This is a genomic window from Nocardioides speluncae (assembly GCF_003121585.1).
Taxonomy (GTDB): Bacteria; Actinomycetota; Actinomycetes; order Propionibacteriales; family Nocardioidaceae; genus Nocardioides; species Nocardioides speluncae.
Genome location: NZ_QEOO01000051.1, coordinates 139,114 through 154,410 on the forward strand (window position 1 = coordinate 139,114; position 15,297 = coordinate 154,410).

Here is a 15,297-nt window from a genome sequence, read left to right on the forward strand (position 1 = left end):
GGACGCACATGAGCAAGAGAAGACTGCGATCGTTAAGGGGGGCGGCTGCGCTAGCAGCCGCCCTGGCCGCGGTGACGGTGACGCTGCTGGCCCCATCGGCCGGCGCGGACGACTCCGACACCGACCGGGGTGGCAGCTTCGCGGTCGTGGTGCCGCGGGCCGCCGACCACTGGGACCCGCTGACCGACACCAAGTGGTCGTTCGAGCGCGGCACGCTCCTGATGACCGAGCGCGGCACCGCGCCGCCCGGCCCCCGCCGCCCGTTCGAGTACGCCGTGGTGACCAAGGGTCCGGAGCTCGGCTCGCTGAGCTACTCGGCCGAGGTGCGGATCGACGAGCCGGTGACCCGCAACGACCGCGACGTCGTACTGATCTGGAACTACCAGTCGCCGACCCGCTTCTACTACGCCCACCTCTCGCAGGACAACACGATCTATCCCCACAACGGGATCTTCGTGGTCGACAACGCGGACCGGCGGCGGATCGACGACCAGTGGAACGGCACCAACCTTGGCGCCCCGCCCGCGATCGACGACACCGACTGGCACGACGTACGCCTCGACTACGACGCCAGCACCGGCAAGGTCGCGGTGTACGTCGACCGGTCCAGCAAGCCGCTGATGACAGCCACCGACACGTCGTACTCGGGCGGCCGAGTCGGGTTCGGCTCCTTCGACAACTACGGCCGGGTCCGCGACGTGTTCGTCGTCGGCACCCGGAGCTAGCCCAAATCCACGACGGCCCCGCAGCCGCGCGAGGCGGAAGCGGGGCCGGCGGGGCTGCCGGCAGCCACCGGCAGCGTCCTTCTTACAAGGAAGTTCCACTTTAGATGAGTTGCTCCAAGGGCTCGCGCACCGAGCGCCGCTCACCACGCACGCTGGCGGCGTTGCCGACGCTCGACGGGCCGCCGGCCCGCCTTCGCGCCGGCGCCTTGCCAGCGCACGCGCTGAGCGACGCTCGCCTGCGCGACCCCTCGGAGCAACTCATCTAACCCGTGGAGAGAGGAAGATATGCAGAAGTCAGCCTGGTGGGCCGCCGCGACGACGGCGGCACTCGCCGCCGCGTTGCTCGCCCCCATCACGTCCGCCCAGAGCTCGCCTGCGCAGGGTTCGTTGAGCCCCGCGCCGGCAGCGGCCGAGGGCGAACCCATCCCCGACCCGATCCCGGAGGCGCCGAAGAAGTCGTCGCTGGGGTTGGTGCTGAAGGAGTACCACCAGTTCCCGCAGACCGAGCCGACGCCCGCGCCGACCGACCACCGGCTGATGCGGCGCGCGCGGATCAACTACATCGGCGACGTGCCTGACGGCAGCCGCCGGCAGTACGTGCCCGACCTGAACGGCCCGCTCTACCTGCTCGACCGCGGGCAGCGGCACGTCTACCTCGACGTCAAGGCGCAGTTCCCGGACTTCTTCTCCGGCCGCGGCATGGGCAGCGGCTTCGGGTTCGCCACCTTCGACCCGGACTTCGAGCGGAACGGCAAGTTCTACACCGTCCACACCGAGAAGTTCGCGGACCTGTCGACCAAGCCGGCGACGTACCCGGCCCAGGCGAACCAGTTCATCCAGGGAGTGGTGACCGAGTGGACCGCCTCAGACCCGGACGCCAACAGCTTCTCCGGGACCAGCCGGGAGATCCTGCGGCTCGGCTTCGGCACCCAGATCCACGGCATCCAGCAGATCGACTTCAACCCGACCGCTAGCCGGTACGACGAGGACTACGGCCTGCTGTACGTCGCGGTCGGTGACGGCGGCCGCGGTGTCGGGACGGTCGTACCGCAGGAGCGGCACACGCCGTACGGCAAGATCCTGCGGATCGACCCGGACGGGACCAACGGCCCGAACGGCGAGTACGGCATTCCGAGCTCGAACCCGTTCGTCGGTGACGAGGGGACGATCGGCGAGATCTACGCGCTCGGGATGCGTGACCCGCACCGGTTCGCGTGGGACTCCGGCGGCCAGAACCGGATGTACCTCGGCCACATCGGCCAGCACGCGATCGAGGGCGTCTACGAGATCCGAGCCGGCGACAACATCGGCTGGAGCACGGTCGAGGGCCGGTTCGTCTACGACCCGACCGACGAGTGCAATCTCTACCCGCTGCCCGCGAACCACGAGGAGTGGGGCTACACCTACCCGGTCGCGGCGTTCGACCACGACCCGCCGCCGGGCTGGCCGTGCAGCTCCGACAGCGGGCACGGGATCAGCGGTGGCCAGGTCTACCGGGGTGACCTGCCCGGGCTGCGCGGCAAGTACGTCTTCGGCGACCTGGTCGACGGGCGCATCTTCTGGACCGAGGCATCCGAGATGAGGCAGGAGACCGGCCGCGAGGCCACCCTCCACGAGATGCAGCTCTGGGACACCAACGGCAAGCGGCTCCGGATGACCGACTTCGCCGAGGACGCCCGGGTCGACGTGCGGTTCGGCGTCGACGGTCGCAAGAACCTTTACTTCCTGGCCAAGTCCAACGGCAAGGTGTGGAAGGTCGTCGGCACCCGCCACGCGCCGGCGCAGAACGAGGTGACCCCGGAGGTGCGGGAGAACCTGGTCTCGTACTACGACTTCGAGCACCCGTTCCCGGTCGTCCAGCACGACGACATCGAGGCCGACCTCGGGTCCTCGGAGACGCTGTTCAACCTGGTCAACGGGCGGAAGGAGTCGCGGGTCCGCGACGGTGCTTTCCCGGGCAGCAACAGCTCGATCCAGACGCAGCAGGTCAACCCTGAGGTCGCTGGCAACGACGACTGGAAGGCCGGCGTGTGGAACGCGAACGGCGTACGGAGTCTGGAGGCGTTCCGCGGTGTCGAGCAGGCGACGGTGATGGGCTGGTTCAAGATGACCGGCACCAACCCGAACCTCAACTCGAACACCCCGGATCCCACTGATCGGTTCAATGCCGTCGGGCTCGCCGGCATCCTGTCCGGCAACTCTGACGGGCACGGCGTCCGCGCGCTGCTGGAGCTGATCAACGTGAACGGCGAGCTCCGGCTCGTCGCTCTTGGCCGGCGGATCGACGAGGGGGCGTCGCAGACCTTCGCCGCCTCGCAGGACTGGCAGACCCTGCTCCCGCAGGGCAAGTGGGTCCACCTCGCCGCGACGTTCGACTACACCACCGGCGAGATGGCGCTCTACCGCAACGGCAAGCCGCTGGACGGCTTCTACGTCGCCCCCGGCGACCCGTGGCAGGTCGACGGCACCGGCACCAGCCCCACCCTGCCCCGCGGCTACAAGATCGGCGGTTCCTACCCGCAGAACACCCGCGAGCAGAACCCCTGCAACTGCCGCTTCGACAGCCTGATGTTCCTCGACCACGCCGCCAGCGCCGAGGAGGTGAGCGACCAGTTCCGCCGGTTCCTCAAGTAGGCCATGACGGCGTAGTGAGACAGCAGGTCGGAGGCGGCTTTCGGCGTGATCCGAAAGCCGCCTTCGACGTTCTCAGCCGAGATTGCTGAGGATCTGCTCCACCTCGTATCGGTCACGGGCGTTGCACGCGCACCAGCGCCGTTCGTCGGGGGTCAGTTCGCGAAGGAACGCGTAGCGCGCCCGCACTTGGCTGATCCACTTCGGCACGTCTACGGGCTTGGTCAGGTAGCCGATGTCTTCCCTGTCAAAGTCGGCCACTTCTCGGTTCGCCAGGATCTCCTCGGGATCGAGCGGCTTGATTCCTCGGCCGTCGACGATGACGTCGCGGTAGGCCTTGAGGACCCAGAGGTGGCGGATCAGCGGATCCTCGAGTGTCCCAGCCTCGGCGAACCAGGCCAGGTCGTAGAGGTCTCGCGCAAGCGAGACCCGCCGGTAGCGAGCGAGCTTTTCGGCGATGGCCTCCTCCATCCGCACCACCGGAAGGGCAGGTAAGGCGAATCCGTACCGGCTGTGGATGGCCTGGGGCACCGGCTCGATGACCTCGGCGGGCAGGCTGAGCCCGTGACGTGAGAGCTCCACCTTCGCTCCGATCGCCGGAGTTCCGAATGGCGTCTCGACCCGCAGGTCACCGCGACGGCCGTCGTCGCCCATGTTCGTGATCGCGAACCGGAAACCGTCGACGTCGACGCCGTCGAGCGCTTGGAGGACATCGAGAGCGACATCCTCGTCGGGTGCACTGAAGTCGAGGTCGGTGGAGAAGCGCCCGGCACTGCCAGCCCGGAACTTCCTCAATGCCGTTCCACCCTTGAACACCAGGTCTCTTACGAACAGCCCCTGCCGGTGGAGGTGGTTTAGTGCGAAGTCCTGGGCGATGTCGAGGAGTGCCGCGTCCCGACCACCCTTGACTCCCTGGTAGTGCCGGGCGATGTGTCCGTCGGTGAGCCTATGTGTCATGCCCCGATGCCCCCTGACATGAACGGCCGCAGCACAGTGTCATGCACGCGCGTGGACGGGTCGAATGTGCCGCTCCTGTTCCGCGGACCGAACCACGCGACGTGCGTGGGCCTGGACTGGCCAAGAATCTTGTCGCGGGTGTGGTGATCGCCGACCGCCGAGAAGAGGTAAGCAGTGCGCTGTCTGACCGCGGCCGGAAGGACGCTCAGCAAGTCGCTCATCACTGCGACGTCGGCCCGGCCAGCGGCCTCAGGTAGCCATTGCGCCAGACCGGCCGTGTCGCGGTAGTTGGTTGGGCGCTCGCCGATCCCGACGAGGAGTGCTTCGAGGGTCCACACTCGGAGGTCATCGATCTCCGAGGATACGTCGGTGGGGAGCGCGGAGGTGATGACTCGCCACTCGCCTCGAAAGGGCTTCGGCTCGGACAGCCCTTTCGGCAACGCGATGACCTCACGTTCGGGAAACCGCTGTGCCAGGCCGTTTAAGCCGGCAGCAGACTCCATCGCGAGCGTCCCTGGCCAGTTCGGGTGGGTTGCGGCGTAGGCGCGGAACTCCATGAACCGGTCGCCGGACCCTAATGGGCCGCCGCGTGAGCCGGGCTGGAACTCCCACGCGTTCCTGCTGCGGACAGTGCCCAGCCAGCCAGCCCGCTGGAGTTGGTACGCGACCGTTCGGACACGGTCATCTGATGTGTCCTCGAGTCCTGCGGCCTTCATGGCGGCGCGAAGGGAGCGGTGCGTGACGACCAGGTCGCCCTCGAGTTCCAGATGCTCGACGACGCCGGCCAGTGATGTCGGGATCGCTCGCCCCATTGCCGATCACCGCCTTTCTTTGCCAAATAGTAACTAACTGAGGCTCCAAACGACAATGGGCGAGGAGGCCACCTGGCTCCCTTGCAATGCTGCATGGCCAACGCCGATCCCACCCTTCGGGTCGTGCTGCTGATTCCGCGGACATCTGCGGGGCCCGCTGCGATCGTTGAGGCATGCGATCTGCCTGTTCCCTGTACGTCGACGTCGGTTACCTCCTCGCGGCGGTGGCGACTCGTGTCGCTGGGACGTCGCTGCGCAGCAGCATCCACGTCGAGTACCGGGCGTTGATCGAGTCCTTGATCGCTGCGGCTGAGGAGCGGTCGGGCCTGCCCTTGCTGCGAGTCCACTGGTATGACTCGGCACGGGACGCGGTTCCGGACCCACAGCAGGTCCGAATCGGCGAGCTACGGAAGGTGAAGTTGAGGCTCGGCCGGTTCGGCCGTGAAGGTCAGCAGAAGGGCGTTGACCTCCGCATCGGCCTCGACCTTGTGGCTCACGCCCGCAACAGTGCGGCCGACGTCTTCTTCCTCGTCTCGGGCGACGACGACCTGACCGAGGCAGTCGAAGAAGCCCAGGGCCACGGCGTGGAGGTCATCGTCCTCGCGGTCCCAGATGGCGACGACAAGCCACATGGCGTAAGTCGCCACCTTCTGCGCGCCGCCGATGACCTGGACCTGTTGGCCGGTCCCGTCGTCGACGCAGCCGTCATTCGCGTCGAGGTACCGCCAAAGCCGGAGCCGGCAACGCCCGCGCCCATGACGCCGCCCAAGCCTGCGCCAGCAACCGAGGGAAACGTGTCGCCTCGGCCGACGCCGAGCGATCTCGCTGCCGCGGCTCGTCGCATCCCCACGCCGCCGGCCGCGGCTCTGGCCTACCAGGGCTCGACCGGCGTGCCTTCCCGGGTGATGCCGGGCTACGACGACCCGGCGGATTACGACAACCAGATCGACGCCGTTGTCACGAAGGTGGTCTCCGCCTTCCGGCAGAGCGCGACTGCCGAGGAGATGGCGGAGCTTCTGAGCAGCAAGCCGTCTGTCCCGCGTGATCTCGACCGGGCGCTGTTGGTCGACCTGTCGGACGCGCTCGACATGTACGACCTGACCGATCCCATCCGCCACCGGCTTCGTGAGCGCTTCTGGCTGCAATGCGTCTGAGCCGCGATCACGCGCCGCCGCGATCCGCCCGGCGGGGCCGGATCTTGACGCAACAGTGGCCCTGCTGCGGCGCAAGACATGCCTCGACATCCTTGCGGCCCAAGCCGTCGGCGACGCCTTGGACGAAGGATCGGTTGAGGCCGCAGACGAGGTCGGTGTGGTCCTGGGCGAGTGCATCGAAGGGGCAGTTCGCCAGGACGAGCACCTCGTCCTCGGAGCGCGGTTCGTAGCCAAGGTGGGTGAGTACGTCGGGCAGCGAGCTCGGTCGCGCGTCGTCCCCGACCGAGACCCCTTCGGCAGTGGCTGCGTCGTCGAGTGCGTCGTCCAGCTCGACCTGCTCCCTCCGCGCACGGTCGACGCCGGCAGCCAGGATGCGCCCGACGAGGTCGTAGCGCCGGGCAGGCAGGGAGACCGACCACTCGCGCTCGGAGCGTCGGTAGAGCTTCGAAGGCCGGCCGGCGCCTGGACCGCTCTTCCCGCTGAGCCGGCGGAACTCGACCTCGAGCAGCCCCTCCTCGACGAGCCGGTCCAGGTGGAAGATCGCCTTGTGTCCGGGCAGGTCCACTGCCGCAGCCGCCTGTTCGCGACCGACCGGCTCGCCCTGAGCCACGACGTACTCATAGAGCGCGCGGCGGATCGGCTCCGCGAGCGCGCCGATGCCGGCCGCCTGTGTCTCGATGTCCACCGTCACCACCTCTAAAACCGAACTACCTTGACTTTACACTTCTTCTGTTCCTAAAGTGTGGATACTTACTTTTTAGAATCGGAGACGTCATGACCGACACCGTTCACAGTGACCACACCGCGCAGGACACGACACAGGCAGCGAACCGGGCGTTCCTGTTGCTACGCACGGTCTTCACGGTCGCCCCGATCGCCTTCGGGCTCGACAAGTTCTTCGGGCTGCTGACCGATTGGGAGGACTACCTCGCCCCATGGATCAACGACATCGCGCCGGGCAGCGCCCACGACGCGATGCTCATGGTCGGCGTGGTCGAGATCGTCGCGGGCATCGCGGTCGCGGTGCGTCCGAGGTTCGGCGGGCTGCTGGTCGCCGCCTGGCTGGGCGGGATCATCGTCAACCTCGTCACCATGGGCGAGTACTACGACGTCGCGCTGCGCGACTTCGGTCTGCTCGTGGCGGCACTCTCCCTGAGCCTGCTCGCTCCCCGGACCGGCACCCGCGTCGGCAAGACCACGCGATGAGCTCGCAGGCCGCGCCGGACCTGTTGCGCTGGCGACCGCGGGTCACTCATCCGGGCCGCGAGATCGACCCGACGGCCGCCGAGGAAGCGGCCGCCGACTTCCTGACCGCACTCGGGGTCGACATCGAGGACGAGAGCGTTCTGGAGACGCCGCGACGGATGGCGCTTGCGTACGCCGAGATGCTCACGGTCCCGGAGTTCGACATGACCACGTTCCCCAACGACGAGGGTTATGACGAGCTCGTGCTGGTGGAGAACATTCCGGTGCAGTCCTTGTGCGAGCACCACATGCTGCCGTTCGTCGGGGTCGCGCACGTCGGCTACCTTCCCGGCGAGCGCATTCTCGGCCTCTCCAAGTTCGCCCGGCTGGTCGACTTCCACGCGCGCCACGCTCAGACCCAGGAGCGGCTGACCAAGCGCATCGCCGACCACCTGCAACGCCAGCTGACGCCGTACGGTGTAGGGGTGGTGATCGATGCCGAGCACACCTGCATGAGCCTGCGCGGCGCCCGAGTTGCGGGAGCACGCACCGTCACGTCCGCGCTGTTCGGTCAGCTGCGCGACGACCCTGCCTCCCGCGCCGAGTTCCTGTCCCTGGCGCGTCCCTCGCGAGGTGCGCGATGAGGATCGTCATCGTCGGCGCTGGACTGGCCGCCGCCAACGCCGTCGAAGAGCTCCGCAGCCAGGGCCATGACGGCAGCATCGCGCTGTTCGGCGCCGAGCCTCACCTTCCCTACAATCGTCCGCCGCTCTCCAAGGGCTACCTGCTCGGCAACGAGGACGAGGCGTCGATCTTCGTCCACGACGGGCAGTGGTACGCCGACCAGTCCGTCGAGCTGCACCTCGGCTCCCGGGTCACCGGGATCGACCTGGACCGTGGCCGAGTCCACGTCGGCACCGACGAGCACGCCTACGACCGGCTGCTCCTCGCGACGGGTTCGACCCCGCGTCGGCTTCCCGCAGCAGACGACGCCGGGGGAGCGGTGGCCTACCTGCGCACCCTCGAGGACAGCCGCGCGCTCAAGGCCGCCTTCCAGCCCGGTCGGCGCATCGTCATCGTCGGGGCCGGCTGGATCGGGCTAGAGGCCGCCGCTGCCGCACGCACCGCTGGGTCCGAGGTCACCGTCATCGAGTCACTCGACCTGCCGCTGCTCCGCGTGCTCGGGTCCGAGGTCGCTGCCACGTTCGCCGAGCTCCATCGCTCGCACGGCGTCGATCTGCGGCTCGGCGCCAGTGTCGAGGGCTTCACCTCGGCCGGTGCCGCTGAGACCGTCCTACGCCTGGGCGACGGGTCTGAGGTCTCGGCGGACCTGGTGCTCGTCGGCATCGGGGTGGCGCCCAACGACGAGCTCGCACGGGAGAGCGGCCTTGCCGTGGACAACGGCGTCGTCGTCGACGAACGGCTCTGCGCGGCCGATCCGCATGTGTACGCCGCGGGCGACGTGGCCAACCACCGGCACCCGACCCTTGGTCGGCGGATCCGCGTCGAGCACTGGGACAACGCCATCGAGCAGGGCAAGGTGGCCGCGCGCAACATGCTCGGCCAGGACGAGGCCTACACGCGTCTGCCGTACTTCTTCACCGACCAGTACGACCTCGGCATGGAGTACGTCGGCAACGTCGGGCCGGACGGCTACGACGAGGTGATCCTTCGCGGCAACCCCGCCGGCGTGTTCACCGCCTTCTGGCTCAAGGGCGACCATGTCCTGGCCGGCATGCACGTCAACGACTGGGACGCCATCGACCCCATCCGGGCGCTCGTCGGCGCCGCCGTCGCCCGCGACCGCCTCGCGGACGAGTCCACCGACCTGGCAGCCTTGGCAGGGAGCTGACCCGCGCGGGGCAGGTGGGCGCACCTCGCCGCGATGCTCGACTGCACGACCGGCGAGATGGCCGCTGGAGGCTTCTACGCTCCCGATGTTCCGTGACAGGTCGACGGCACCGGCACCAGCCCCACCCTGCCCCGCGGCTACAAGATCGGTGGCACCTTCCCGCAGAACACCCGCGAGCAGAACGCTTGCAACTTCCGCTTCGCAGCCTGATGTTCCTCGACAACGCCCGCCCACCCCCGAGGAGTTGTGCGTCGCGCACCGACCCGCGGCGGACTATCCCGTGCCCACGGTCAGGTAGCCTCGCCCTCGATGACGGTGTGCCGGTCCCGCCGATCGATGAGGACCTCCTCCGCGGTCGACTGCCTCAGCTCAACGAAGGCCCTGATGGCGCACTATTCGGACTGCACCTCGAGTGACTCAGTCGCGACCGCCGCCCATGCCCGAGCACTTCGACGGCCCTTTGTCGCAACGCAGCTGACGACGGGGCCGACGGTGCTGGGTGAGTGAAGGCGCTGCCCTTGAGTTCGTGGCCACCCAATCGCAAGCCTGCGGGCAGGTCGCGTCCGCTGAGCTGCGCGGCCGGGACCGCGGTCGAAGAACACCGCTTCCGCCTGTTCCGGTTGATGCTCGCCGCCGACCTGGTGCGCGCCTCGAGGGAGTGGCTTTACCGCGAATAAACTTGCGAACGGGTGCCGCCTGGAGGCGGTGGGTACGTCACGCTTGCGACTTAGGGCGGCGTTCCTCGGACCTGTGTCGACGTGACGCCCTACGCTCGTTGGCGCAGGCTCCGAAACCCGCGGACTCGAGGAAGGTAGCGCTGTAGTGGCTTCAGTGCGGAAGAAGGTCGAAGAGGTTATCCCGGCTGCTGGCCGGACGGTCCACTCCCTTCGTGACATCGGCTATGAGCTGCCACAGGCAATCGCCGACCTTGTTGACAACAGCATCGAGGCTGAGGCGACGGCGGTGCGCATCGACCTCGTCTTTGACGGCGCGGACTCGTGGGTGCGGATTGCCGACAACGGCACTGGTATGGACACCGACACCATCACGGAGAGCCTCCGGATTGGCTCGATCCGCGAGTACGGCGACGATGACTTGGGCAAGTTCGGTTTTGGCCTCAAGACGGCCTCTATCTCGCAGTGTCGCCGTGTGGTGGTGGCGAGTCGCATCGCGCCGCAGCGAGCGCGGGTCGAGGCTCGCGTCTTTGATCTAAACCACATCGAGCGCACCAACAGATGGGAGATTCTGGTCCTCGAACCGGACGATCGACCTATCGACCTGACGGAGCCGCTCCAGACCACGACCGGCACGGTGGTGCTCTGGCAGGTGCTCGACCGAGTGCTGACATACAAGGATCCCGAGGGAGGTTGGGCCAAGCGAAAGCTCCTTGAGCAGACCGAGAATGTGGCTCAGCACTTGGGTATGGTGTTCCATCGGTTCCTGAGTGGGAAGGTCCGGGGCCGACAGAAGGTCGACATCTTCGTCAACGACGCTGTAGTTGAGCCGTGGGACCCCTTTTGTCTCGATGAGCCCGCAACCGAGTCGCTTGAGTCGTCTTACTACCCGGTTATCTCGGAGGGGTCGCAGGGCATCGTCGCACTTCATCCGTACGTCCTGCCAGGACAGTCGGAGTTTACCGACACTAATGCATGGAATCGTGCGTCCGGACCCAACCGGTGGAACAACCAGCAGGGTCTCTACATCTATCGGGCTGATCGTCTCATCCAATGGGGAGGCTGGAATCGGCTGCGCACTAATGACGAGCACACCAAGCTGGCGCGCGTTTCCCTCGACTTCTCGCCCGAACTAGACGCTGCCTTCGGCATCAACATTTCGAAGGCGATCGTTAAGCTGCCGGTAGACATCCGTGAGGAGATTCAGCCTGTGATCAGGCAGGTCTGCTCCGCTGCTCAGAGTCGGTATCGCAACGCTGACCGGTCCTCGCGCCCCAAGCCGGGTCCACGTCCGGCGCCGCGGCCGACGCCTGGGCCTTCGCCGATGCCCCAGCCGGTGCCAACTCCGTCCGGCTCCGCTGGATCGCCATACGGACTGCCGCCGACGTCCGGGTCGGACCGGAGGCGAACAGGCCTTGACCTGGAGGCGTCACGCTCAGCGGCGCGCCTCGCATTGGAGAAGGCAGCTCAGGATGCCGGCGAGGGGGACGCTCTCGGTCGAATCATGTCCAGTCTGCAGCGAACTTACCCGGAGGTGGCCCGTGACCTCGGCTGGTGAGCGAATCGACAAGCACGTTCGGATGGTCAGATTGCTGATGTCGGACGGCTTGACGCTAGACGACGCCCTTGGCGCCGCCGCACATCTGATCCCAGCCGAGGATCACGAGGCGGTTCGGCGTGCCTACACCCAGCAGACCTCGACGACAATCCAGGTGCTTGAGCCCGGCGTCCTGGCCGAAGGCGGGCCGCGCGCGTGGTTCGATGACCACAACCCGGCAGGTGGCTATTACTGGCGGCGACAGCGCGAGCTTCTCGCGCACGACCTCAGACGTCAAGAATTCGAGATCGACAGCCTTGACAAGGCCACCAACAGGATCCTTTCGCACCTCGAAGACCCGAAGTCTGACGATGGGTTTGCGATCCGCGGCCTAGTCATTGGCCACGTTCAGAGCGGAAAGACACAGAACTTCTCAGCGCTGATCGCCAAGGCGGCTGATGCCGGCTACAAGATCGTGATCGTCCTGTCTGGACTGCACAACTCGCTGCGGCGTCAGACGCAGCTGCGGTTGGAACGCGATCTTGGTCGTGAGAATGTGAAGGGCGTCGGCGAGCCGGAAGCGGGCAAGCGCTGGCAGTGGATGACGGGTCCCGGCCTCTGGGAAGACTTCGCGAAGAGCGGCGTCAACGCCGCAGTGCTGCAGGGCAACGAACAGGTCATCCTGGTCGTTAAGAAGAACAAGTCACGACTTGAGTGGCTCAACGAATGGATGAAGGATCGCGTCCCGAAGGACGTCGCCGTCTTGGTCATCGACGACGAAGCAGACCAGGCATCGATCAACACCGGCGGTAACCGCTTCGGCGAGGTGCCCGCGGAGGTCGGCTTCGAAGACCAAGTCGACCTGGTGGGGGACGGCCGCGACTTCGATGGCGGAGCGCCCGCGGCTGACGAGCTAAGCCCGAGCGCAATCAACAAGAACATTCGCATTCTCATAAACCGCTTCGACAAGTGTGCCTACGTGGCATACACGGCTACGCCGTTTGCAAACGTGCTCATCGATCCCGATGCATTCGATAGGGCCGCCGGCGGCGACCTCTATCCTCGACATTTCATCATCAACCTGCCGGACCCGCCAGGGGACCTGTACGTCGGCTCGGTACGCCTGTTTGGTCGCGATGCCATCTCGGGTGAGGCCGGCACCCTGGACGAAGATGGGCTGGACGTAGTCGAGTTCGTCTCCGACAAGGACCTTGCGCTCATCGTCCCACCACCGCGACAGCGCGCCGGGTTCGTGCCGACGGTTCCGCCAAGTCTCAAGTTGGCTCTCGCCGACTACGTGCTTGCCTCGGCGGCGCTGGTACACCGGGCCGGGCGGGATGAGCCCTGCACGATGCTCATCCATACCGACATGCAGCGGGCAATGCAGAACCAGTTGGCACCCGACGTCGGAAAGGAACTCGCCTACATCCGCCAGCGCTGGCTGTACGAGGCCCGTGATTACCGACCGCAGCTCGCAGAGCGCTGGACCGCGAGCTTCATGCGCGTCACGGCCGGGATGGACATCAGCCGAGTCGCGACGTTCGCCGAGATTGAGCCGCACATTGACCGTCTGTTGCGGGACGGCATCGATATCCGAGTGCTCAACTCCGATCATGCGGACGAACTGGACTTTGACGCGGAGCCAACGCTCAAGGCTGTGCTGATCGGCGGCAACAAACTCAGCCGCGGCCTGACCATCGAAGGACTGCTTGTGTCCTTCTACGTGCGGTCAACGCTCTACTACGACACTCTCCTGCAGATGGCCCGGTGGTTTGGTTACCGCGGGCGATACGTTGATCTGACGCGCCTTTACAGCACCAAAGCGCTGGTCTCGTATTTCCACGATTTGGCAACGGCTGAGGCTGACCTTCGGAGTCAGGTCTCCCGCTACGAGCGCGACCGACTGACGCCGACGGACTTCGTTGTCCGCGTTCGGAAGCACTCCGTCATGAAGGTGACCCAGCCGAGCAAGATGCGGGACGCCGAGGAGAACAACCTCAGCTATTCCGGCGAGCTGATTCAGACGCTACGGGTGCCGGAGGCGCTGCCGACCGGCAACCTCCGCGAGACTGATCGGCAGACGATCCTCGCGAACCTCGAGGCGACGCGGAGCTTGTTCGAACGACTTGGGGTACCAGAGGACCCTGCTGCGGCCAAGCCGACCTGGGTGAACGTCGAACCAGCGAACGTGATCGAGTTCCTTCGGACTTTCTCGATTGCGCAGGAGCGAAAGTTCGACGTCACGTCGCTGGTGGACTACATCCAGGCTCAGGCCAAGATGGGCGAACTGGTGCGCTGGCAGGTTCTCCTTGCCTGCGGATCCAGCGCCTCGCCCGACCCATCATTCAGTGAGAACCTCGGGGTGGCTGGTCGGGAGAGCGTGCCGCTGATCAGCCGTACGCGCATGAAGCAGGATCCGACCTCCATGGGCGTCGTCACCGACCCTGGTGATGAACTGATTGGATTGACTGAAGCGGCCCTCGCTGCCGCTCAAGAGCGGTACCGGGAGTTCCCTGGTGTGGCTTTGTCTATACGGCAACGCGAGCAGCGGGATCCTACGGAAGGGCTTCTCATGATCTATCCGATCAGCCCTGCTGCCGAGCCGGACGCTCGGCGAGCGAGGAATCGCGTCCGACTGTTCGAGAAGCCTGAGGACGTGCCAACGATCGTGCAGTACGCCATTTCGTTCCCGTTCAGCAAGTCGGATGCCACGGTCGAGTACCTGTCTGCGCCAAGTCCGGGAGCCCCTCGATGACTCCGGATGAGTTCGTTGAGATCTGGGAGTCGCTAGCAACGCCGACGACGAATCAGGAGTTGGAGGCGCGCGAGGTCGTTCCCGACTCCGGGGTTTGGATCGCACGCGACAACGCCGAGCATCAGCATCTGCTGGTCCTCGTCGACGGTAGATCCGACCTGGGGCTCGACGAGACTCATGGGCTGAGCGCCGCGATCATCCGTCACCGGATCGCGGGACGCACCGACGCGGCCTACGTTGACCTGCTGTGCCTAGACCCTGGCACAGTGCAGACGTTCGCAACTGTCGCAGCGGACATTGCAACTGTGGTTATCGACGAGCCGATCGAGCTCCGCACGGCCTCAGTGACCGCCGCCGTGCGAGAGTGGCGATGGTTCTGGGGTGTCGACCCAGATCGCATGTCGGTAGCCGGCGCCGTCGGGCTATTTGGAGAGCTTTGGTTTCTCAACCGGTGGGCGGGCCACTCCGCGGCGTCGGTGCAGGCCTGGGAAGGGTCAAACGGCTCGCGGCACGACTTTCAGTGGCCGACATCGTCCGTTGAGGTGAAGACGACCGCGCTCGGTGGTGCCATCACGCACACCATCGAGCACCTCGAGCAGCTCGACGACCCCGTCACCGGGCATCTCTACCTCTACAGCCTGCGTATTGCTCGCGATTCGCTCGCGGCGAATAGCCTAAGCAGCCTGGCTACATCTGCCATCAACGCGTTTCGCGACGATCCGGTCACTCGGGCCGACCTGAAGGCAAAGCTCGCTCGTCGCGGGTATACGCCGGCTGGGCGCAACGAGAGCGAGGTGACCTACCGGGTCGTCGACGAGGGACTGTACCGAGTGACGGATGACTTTCCGAGGCTCACGCAAGCCACGTTCCCAGATGGACTCCCGCATGGCGTCGCCGGCCTCACGTATCAGCTCGACATGAATGCCTGTGGAGCTTGGCGCACGGGCTCCACTCCTGACCGCTGGAGCCCTGACGACTAGCCCGGATATTTCATCGCAGGGGTGATGTGGTTCGT

The 15,297-nt window shown here is 66.3% G+C and carries 12 protein-coding genes; 9 read left to right on the plus strand and 3 right to left on the minus strand.

Features of this window, described 5'->3' with window-relative positions; translation table 11 throughout:
- Positions 1-8 precede the first annotated feature (8 nt).
- Together DDV73_RS27290 and DDV73_RS27295 are read left to right on the plus strand one after the other, a co-directional pair.
- On the plus strand, positions 9-725 hold the full coding sequence (locus DDV73_RS27290) for a hypothetical protein (RefSeq protein ID WP_109510427.1): 717 nt from the start codon (positions 9-11) through the stop codon (positions 723-725).
- A gap of 285 nt (positions 726-1,010) precedes the next feature.
- Positions 1,011-3,359, plus strand: a complete 2,349-nt coding sequence (locus DDV73_RS27295; protein ID WP_109510428.1) for a PQQ-dependent sugar dehydrogenase — start codon at positions 1,011-1,013, stop codon at positions 3,357-3,359.
- A 72-nt stretch (positions 3,360-3,431) separates the two neighbouring features.
- Here DDV73_RS27295 and DDV73_RS27300 read toward each other — a convergent pair whose 3' ends face one another.
- Positions 3,432-4,313: a nucleotidyl transferase AbiEii/AbiGii toxin family protein gene (locus tag DDV73_RS27300; protein ID WP_109510429.1), complete on the minus strand. Its 882-nt coding sequence runs from the start codon at positions 4,311-4,313 to the stop codon at positions 3,432-3,434.
- Positions 4,310-5,125 (minus strand): type IV toxin-antitoxin system AbiEi family antitoxin, encoded by an 816-nt coding sequence (locus DDV73_RS27305; protein ID WP_109510430.1) that lies wholly within the window; start codon positions 5,123-5,125, stop codon positions 4,310-4,312. The genes DDV73_RS27300 and DDV73_RS27305 overlap by 4 nt, the downstream gene beginning before the upstream one ends.
- A 224-nt stretch (positions 5,126-5,349) precedes the next feature.
- Here DDV73_RS27305 and DDV73_RS27310 point away from each other — a divergent pair, with 224 nt between their 5' ends.
- A complete protein-coding gene (locus tag DDV73_RS27310) occupies positions 5,350-6,279 on the plus strand; it encodes an NYN domain-containing protein (RefSeq protein ID WP_206051128.1) in 930 nt (309 codons plus the stop codon).
- A 7-nt stretch (positions 6,280-6,286) separates the two neighbouring features.
- Here the strand turns inward: DDV73_RS27310 and DDV73_RS27315 are convergent, their stop codons facing one another.
- Positions 6,287-6,964, minus strand: coding sequence for a helix-turn-helix transcriptional regulator (locus tag DDV73_RS27315; protein WP_109510513.1), 678 nt, complete (start codon positions 6,962-6,964; stop codon positions 6,287-6,289).
- A gap of 89 nt (positions 6,965-7,053) precedes the next feature.
- Between DDV73_RS27315 and DDV73_RS27320 the strand changes: the two genes are divergently transcribed.
- From DDV73_RS27320 to DDV73_RS27350, 6 genes are all read left to right on the plus strand, one after another.
- Entirely contained in the window at positions 7,054-7,485 is a 432-nt protein-coding gene (locus DDV73_RS27320) for a hypothetical protein (protein ID WP_109510432.1), read from the plus strand.
- Positions 7,482-8,108, plus strand: coding sequence for a GTP cyclohydrolase I (gene folE, locus DDV73_RS27325; protein ID WP_109510433.1), 627 nt, complete (start codon positions 7,482-7,484; stop codon positions 8,106-8,108). The genes DDV73_RS27320 and folE overlap by 4 nt, the downstream gene beginning before the upstream one ends.
- A complete protein-coding gene (locus tag DDV73_RS27330) occupies positions 8,105-9,316 on the plus strand; it encodes an NAD(P)/FAD-dependent oxidoreductase (RefSeq protein WP_109510434.1) in 1,212 nt (403 codons plus the stop codon). Before folE ends, DDV73_RS27330 begins: the two co-directional genes overlap by 4 nt.
- Before the next feature lie 831 nt (positions 9,317-10,147).
- The gene (locus DDV73_RS29560) at positions 10,148-11,548 is read left to right on the plus strand and encodes an ATP-binding protein (protein ID WP_161962547.1); all 1,401 of its coding nucleotides are present in this window, start codon (positions 10,148-10,150) and stop codon (positions 11,546-11,548) included.
- Positions 11,532-14,282, plus strand: coding sequence for a Z1 domain-containing protein (locus DDV73_RS27345; RefSeq protein ID WP_161962548.1), 2,751 nt, complete (start codon positions 11,532-11,534; stop codon positions 14,280-14,282). The genes DDV73_RS29560 and DDV73_RS27345 overlap by 17 nt, the downstream gene beginning before the upstream one ends.
- On the plus strand, positions 14,279-15,262 hold the full coding sequence (locus DDV73_RS27350) for a PD-(D/E)XK motif protein (protein ID WP_109510438.1): 984 nt from the start codon (positions 14,279-14,281) through the stop codon (positions 15,260-15,262). The genes DDV73_RS27345 and DDV73_RS27350 overlap by 4 nt, the downstream gene beginning before the upstream one ends.
- The last annotated feature ends 35 nt before the right edge of the window (positions 15,263-15,297 follow it).

Excerpts from the sequence above, each read along its gene's own strand:
- DDV73_RS27290 (WP_109510427.1), top strand. The coding sequence starts at position 9 with ATGAGCAAGAGAAGACTGCGATCGTTAAGGGGGGCGGCTGCGCTAGCA.
- DDV73_RS27295 (WP_109510428.1), top strand. The coding sequence starts at position 1,011 with ATGCAGAAGTCAGCCTGGTGGGCCGCCGCGACGACGGCGGCACTCGCC.
- DDV73_RS27300 (WP_109510429.1), bottom strand. The coding sequence starts at position 4,313 with ATGACACATAGGCTCACCGACGGACACATCGCCCGGCACTACCAGGGA.
- DDV73_RS27305 (WP_109510430.1), bottom strand. The coding sequence starts at position 5,125 with ATGGGGCGAGCGATCCCGACATCACTGGCCGGCGTCGTCGAGCATCTG.
- DDV73_RS27320 (WP_109510432.1), top strand. The coding sequence starts at position 7,054 with ATGACCGACACCGTTCACAGTGACCACACCGCGCAGGACACGACACAG.
- folE (WP_109510433.1), top strand. The coding sequence starts at position 7,482 with ATGAGCTCGCAGGCCGCGCCGGACCTGTTGCGCTGGCGACCGCGGGTC.
- DDV73_RS27330 (WP_109510434.1), top strand. The coding sequence starts at position 8,105 with ATGAGGATCGTCATCGTCGGCGCTGGACTGGCCGCCGCCAACGCCGTC.
- DDV73_RS27350 (WP_109510438.1), top strand. The coding sequence starts at position 14,279 with ATGACTCCGGATGAGTTCGTTGAGATCTGGGAGTCGCTAGCAACGCCG.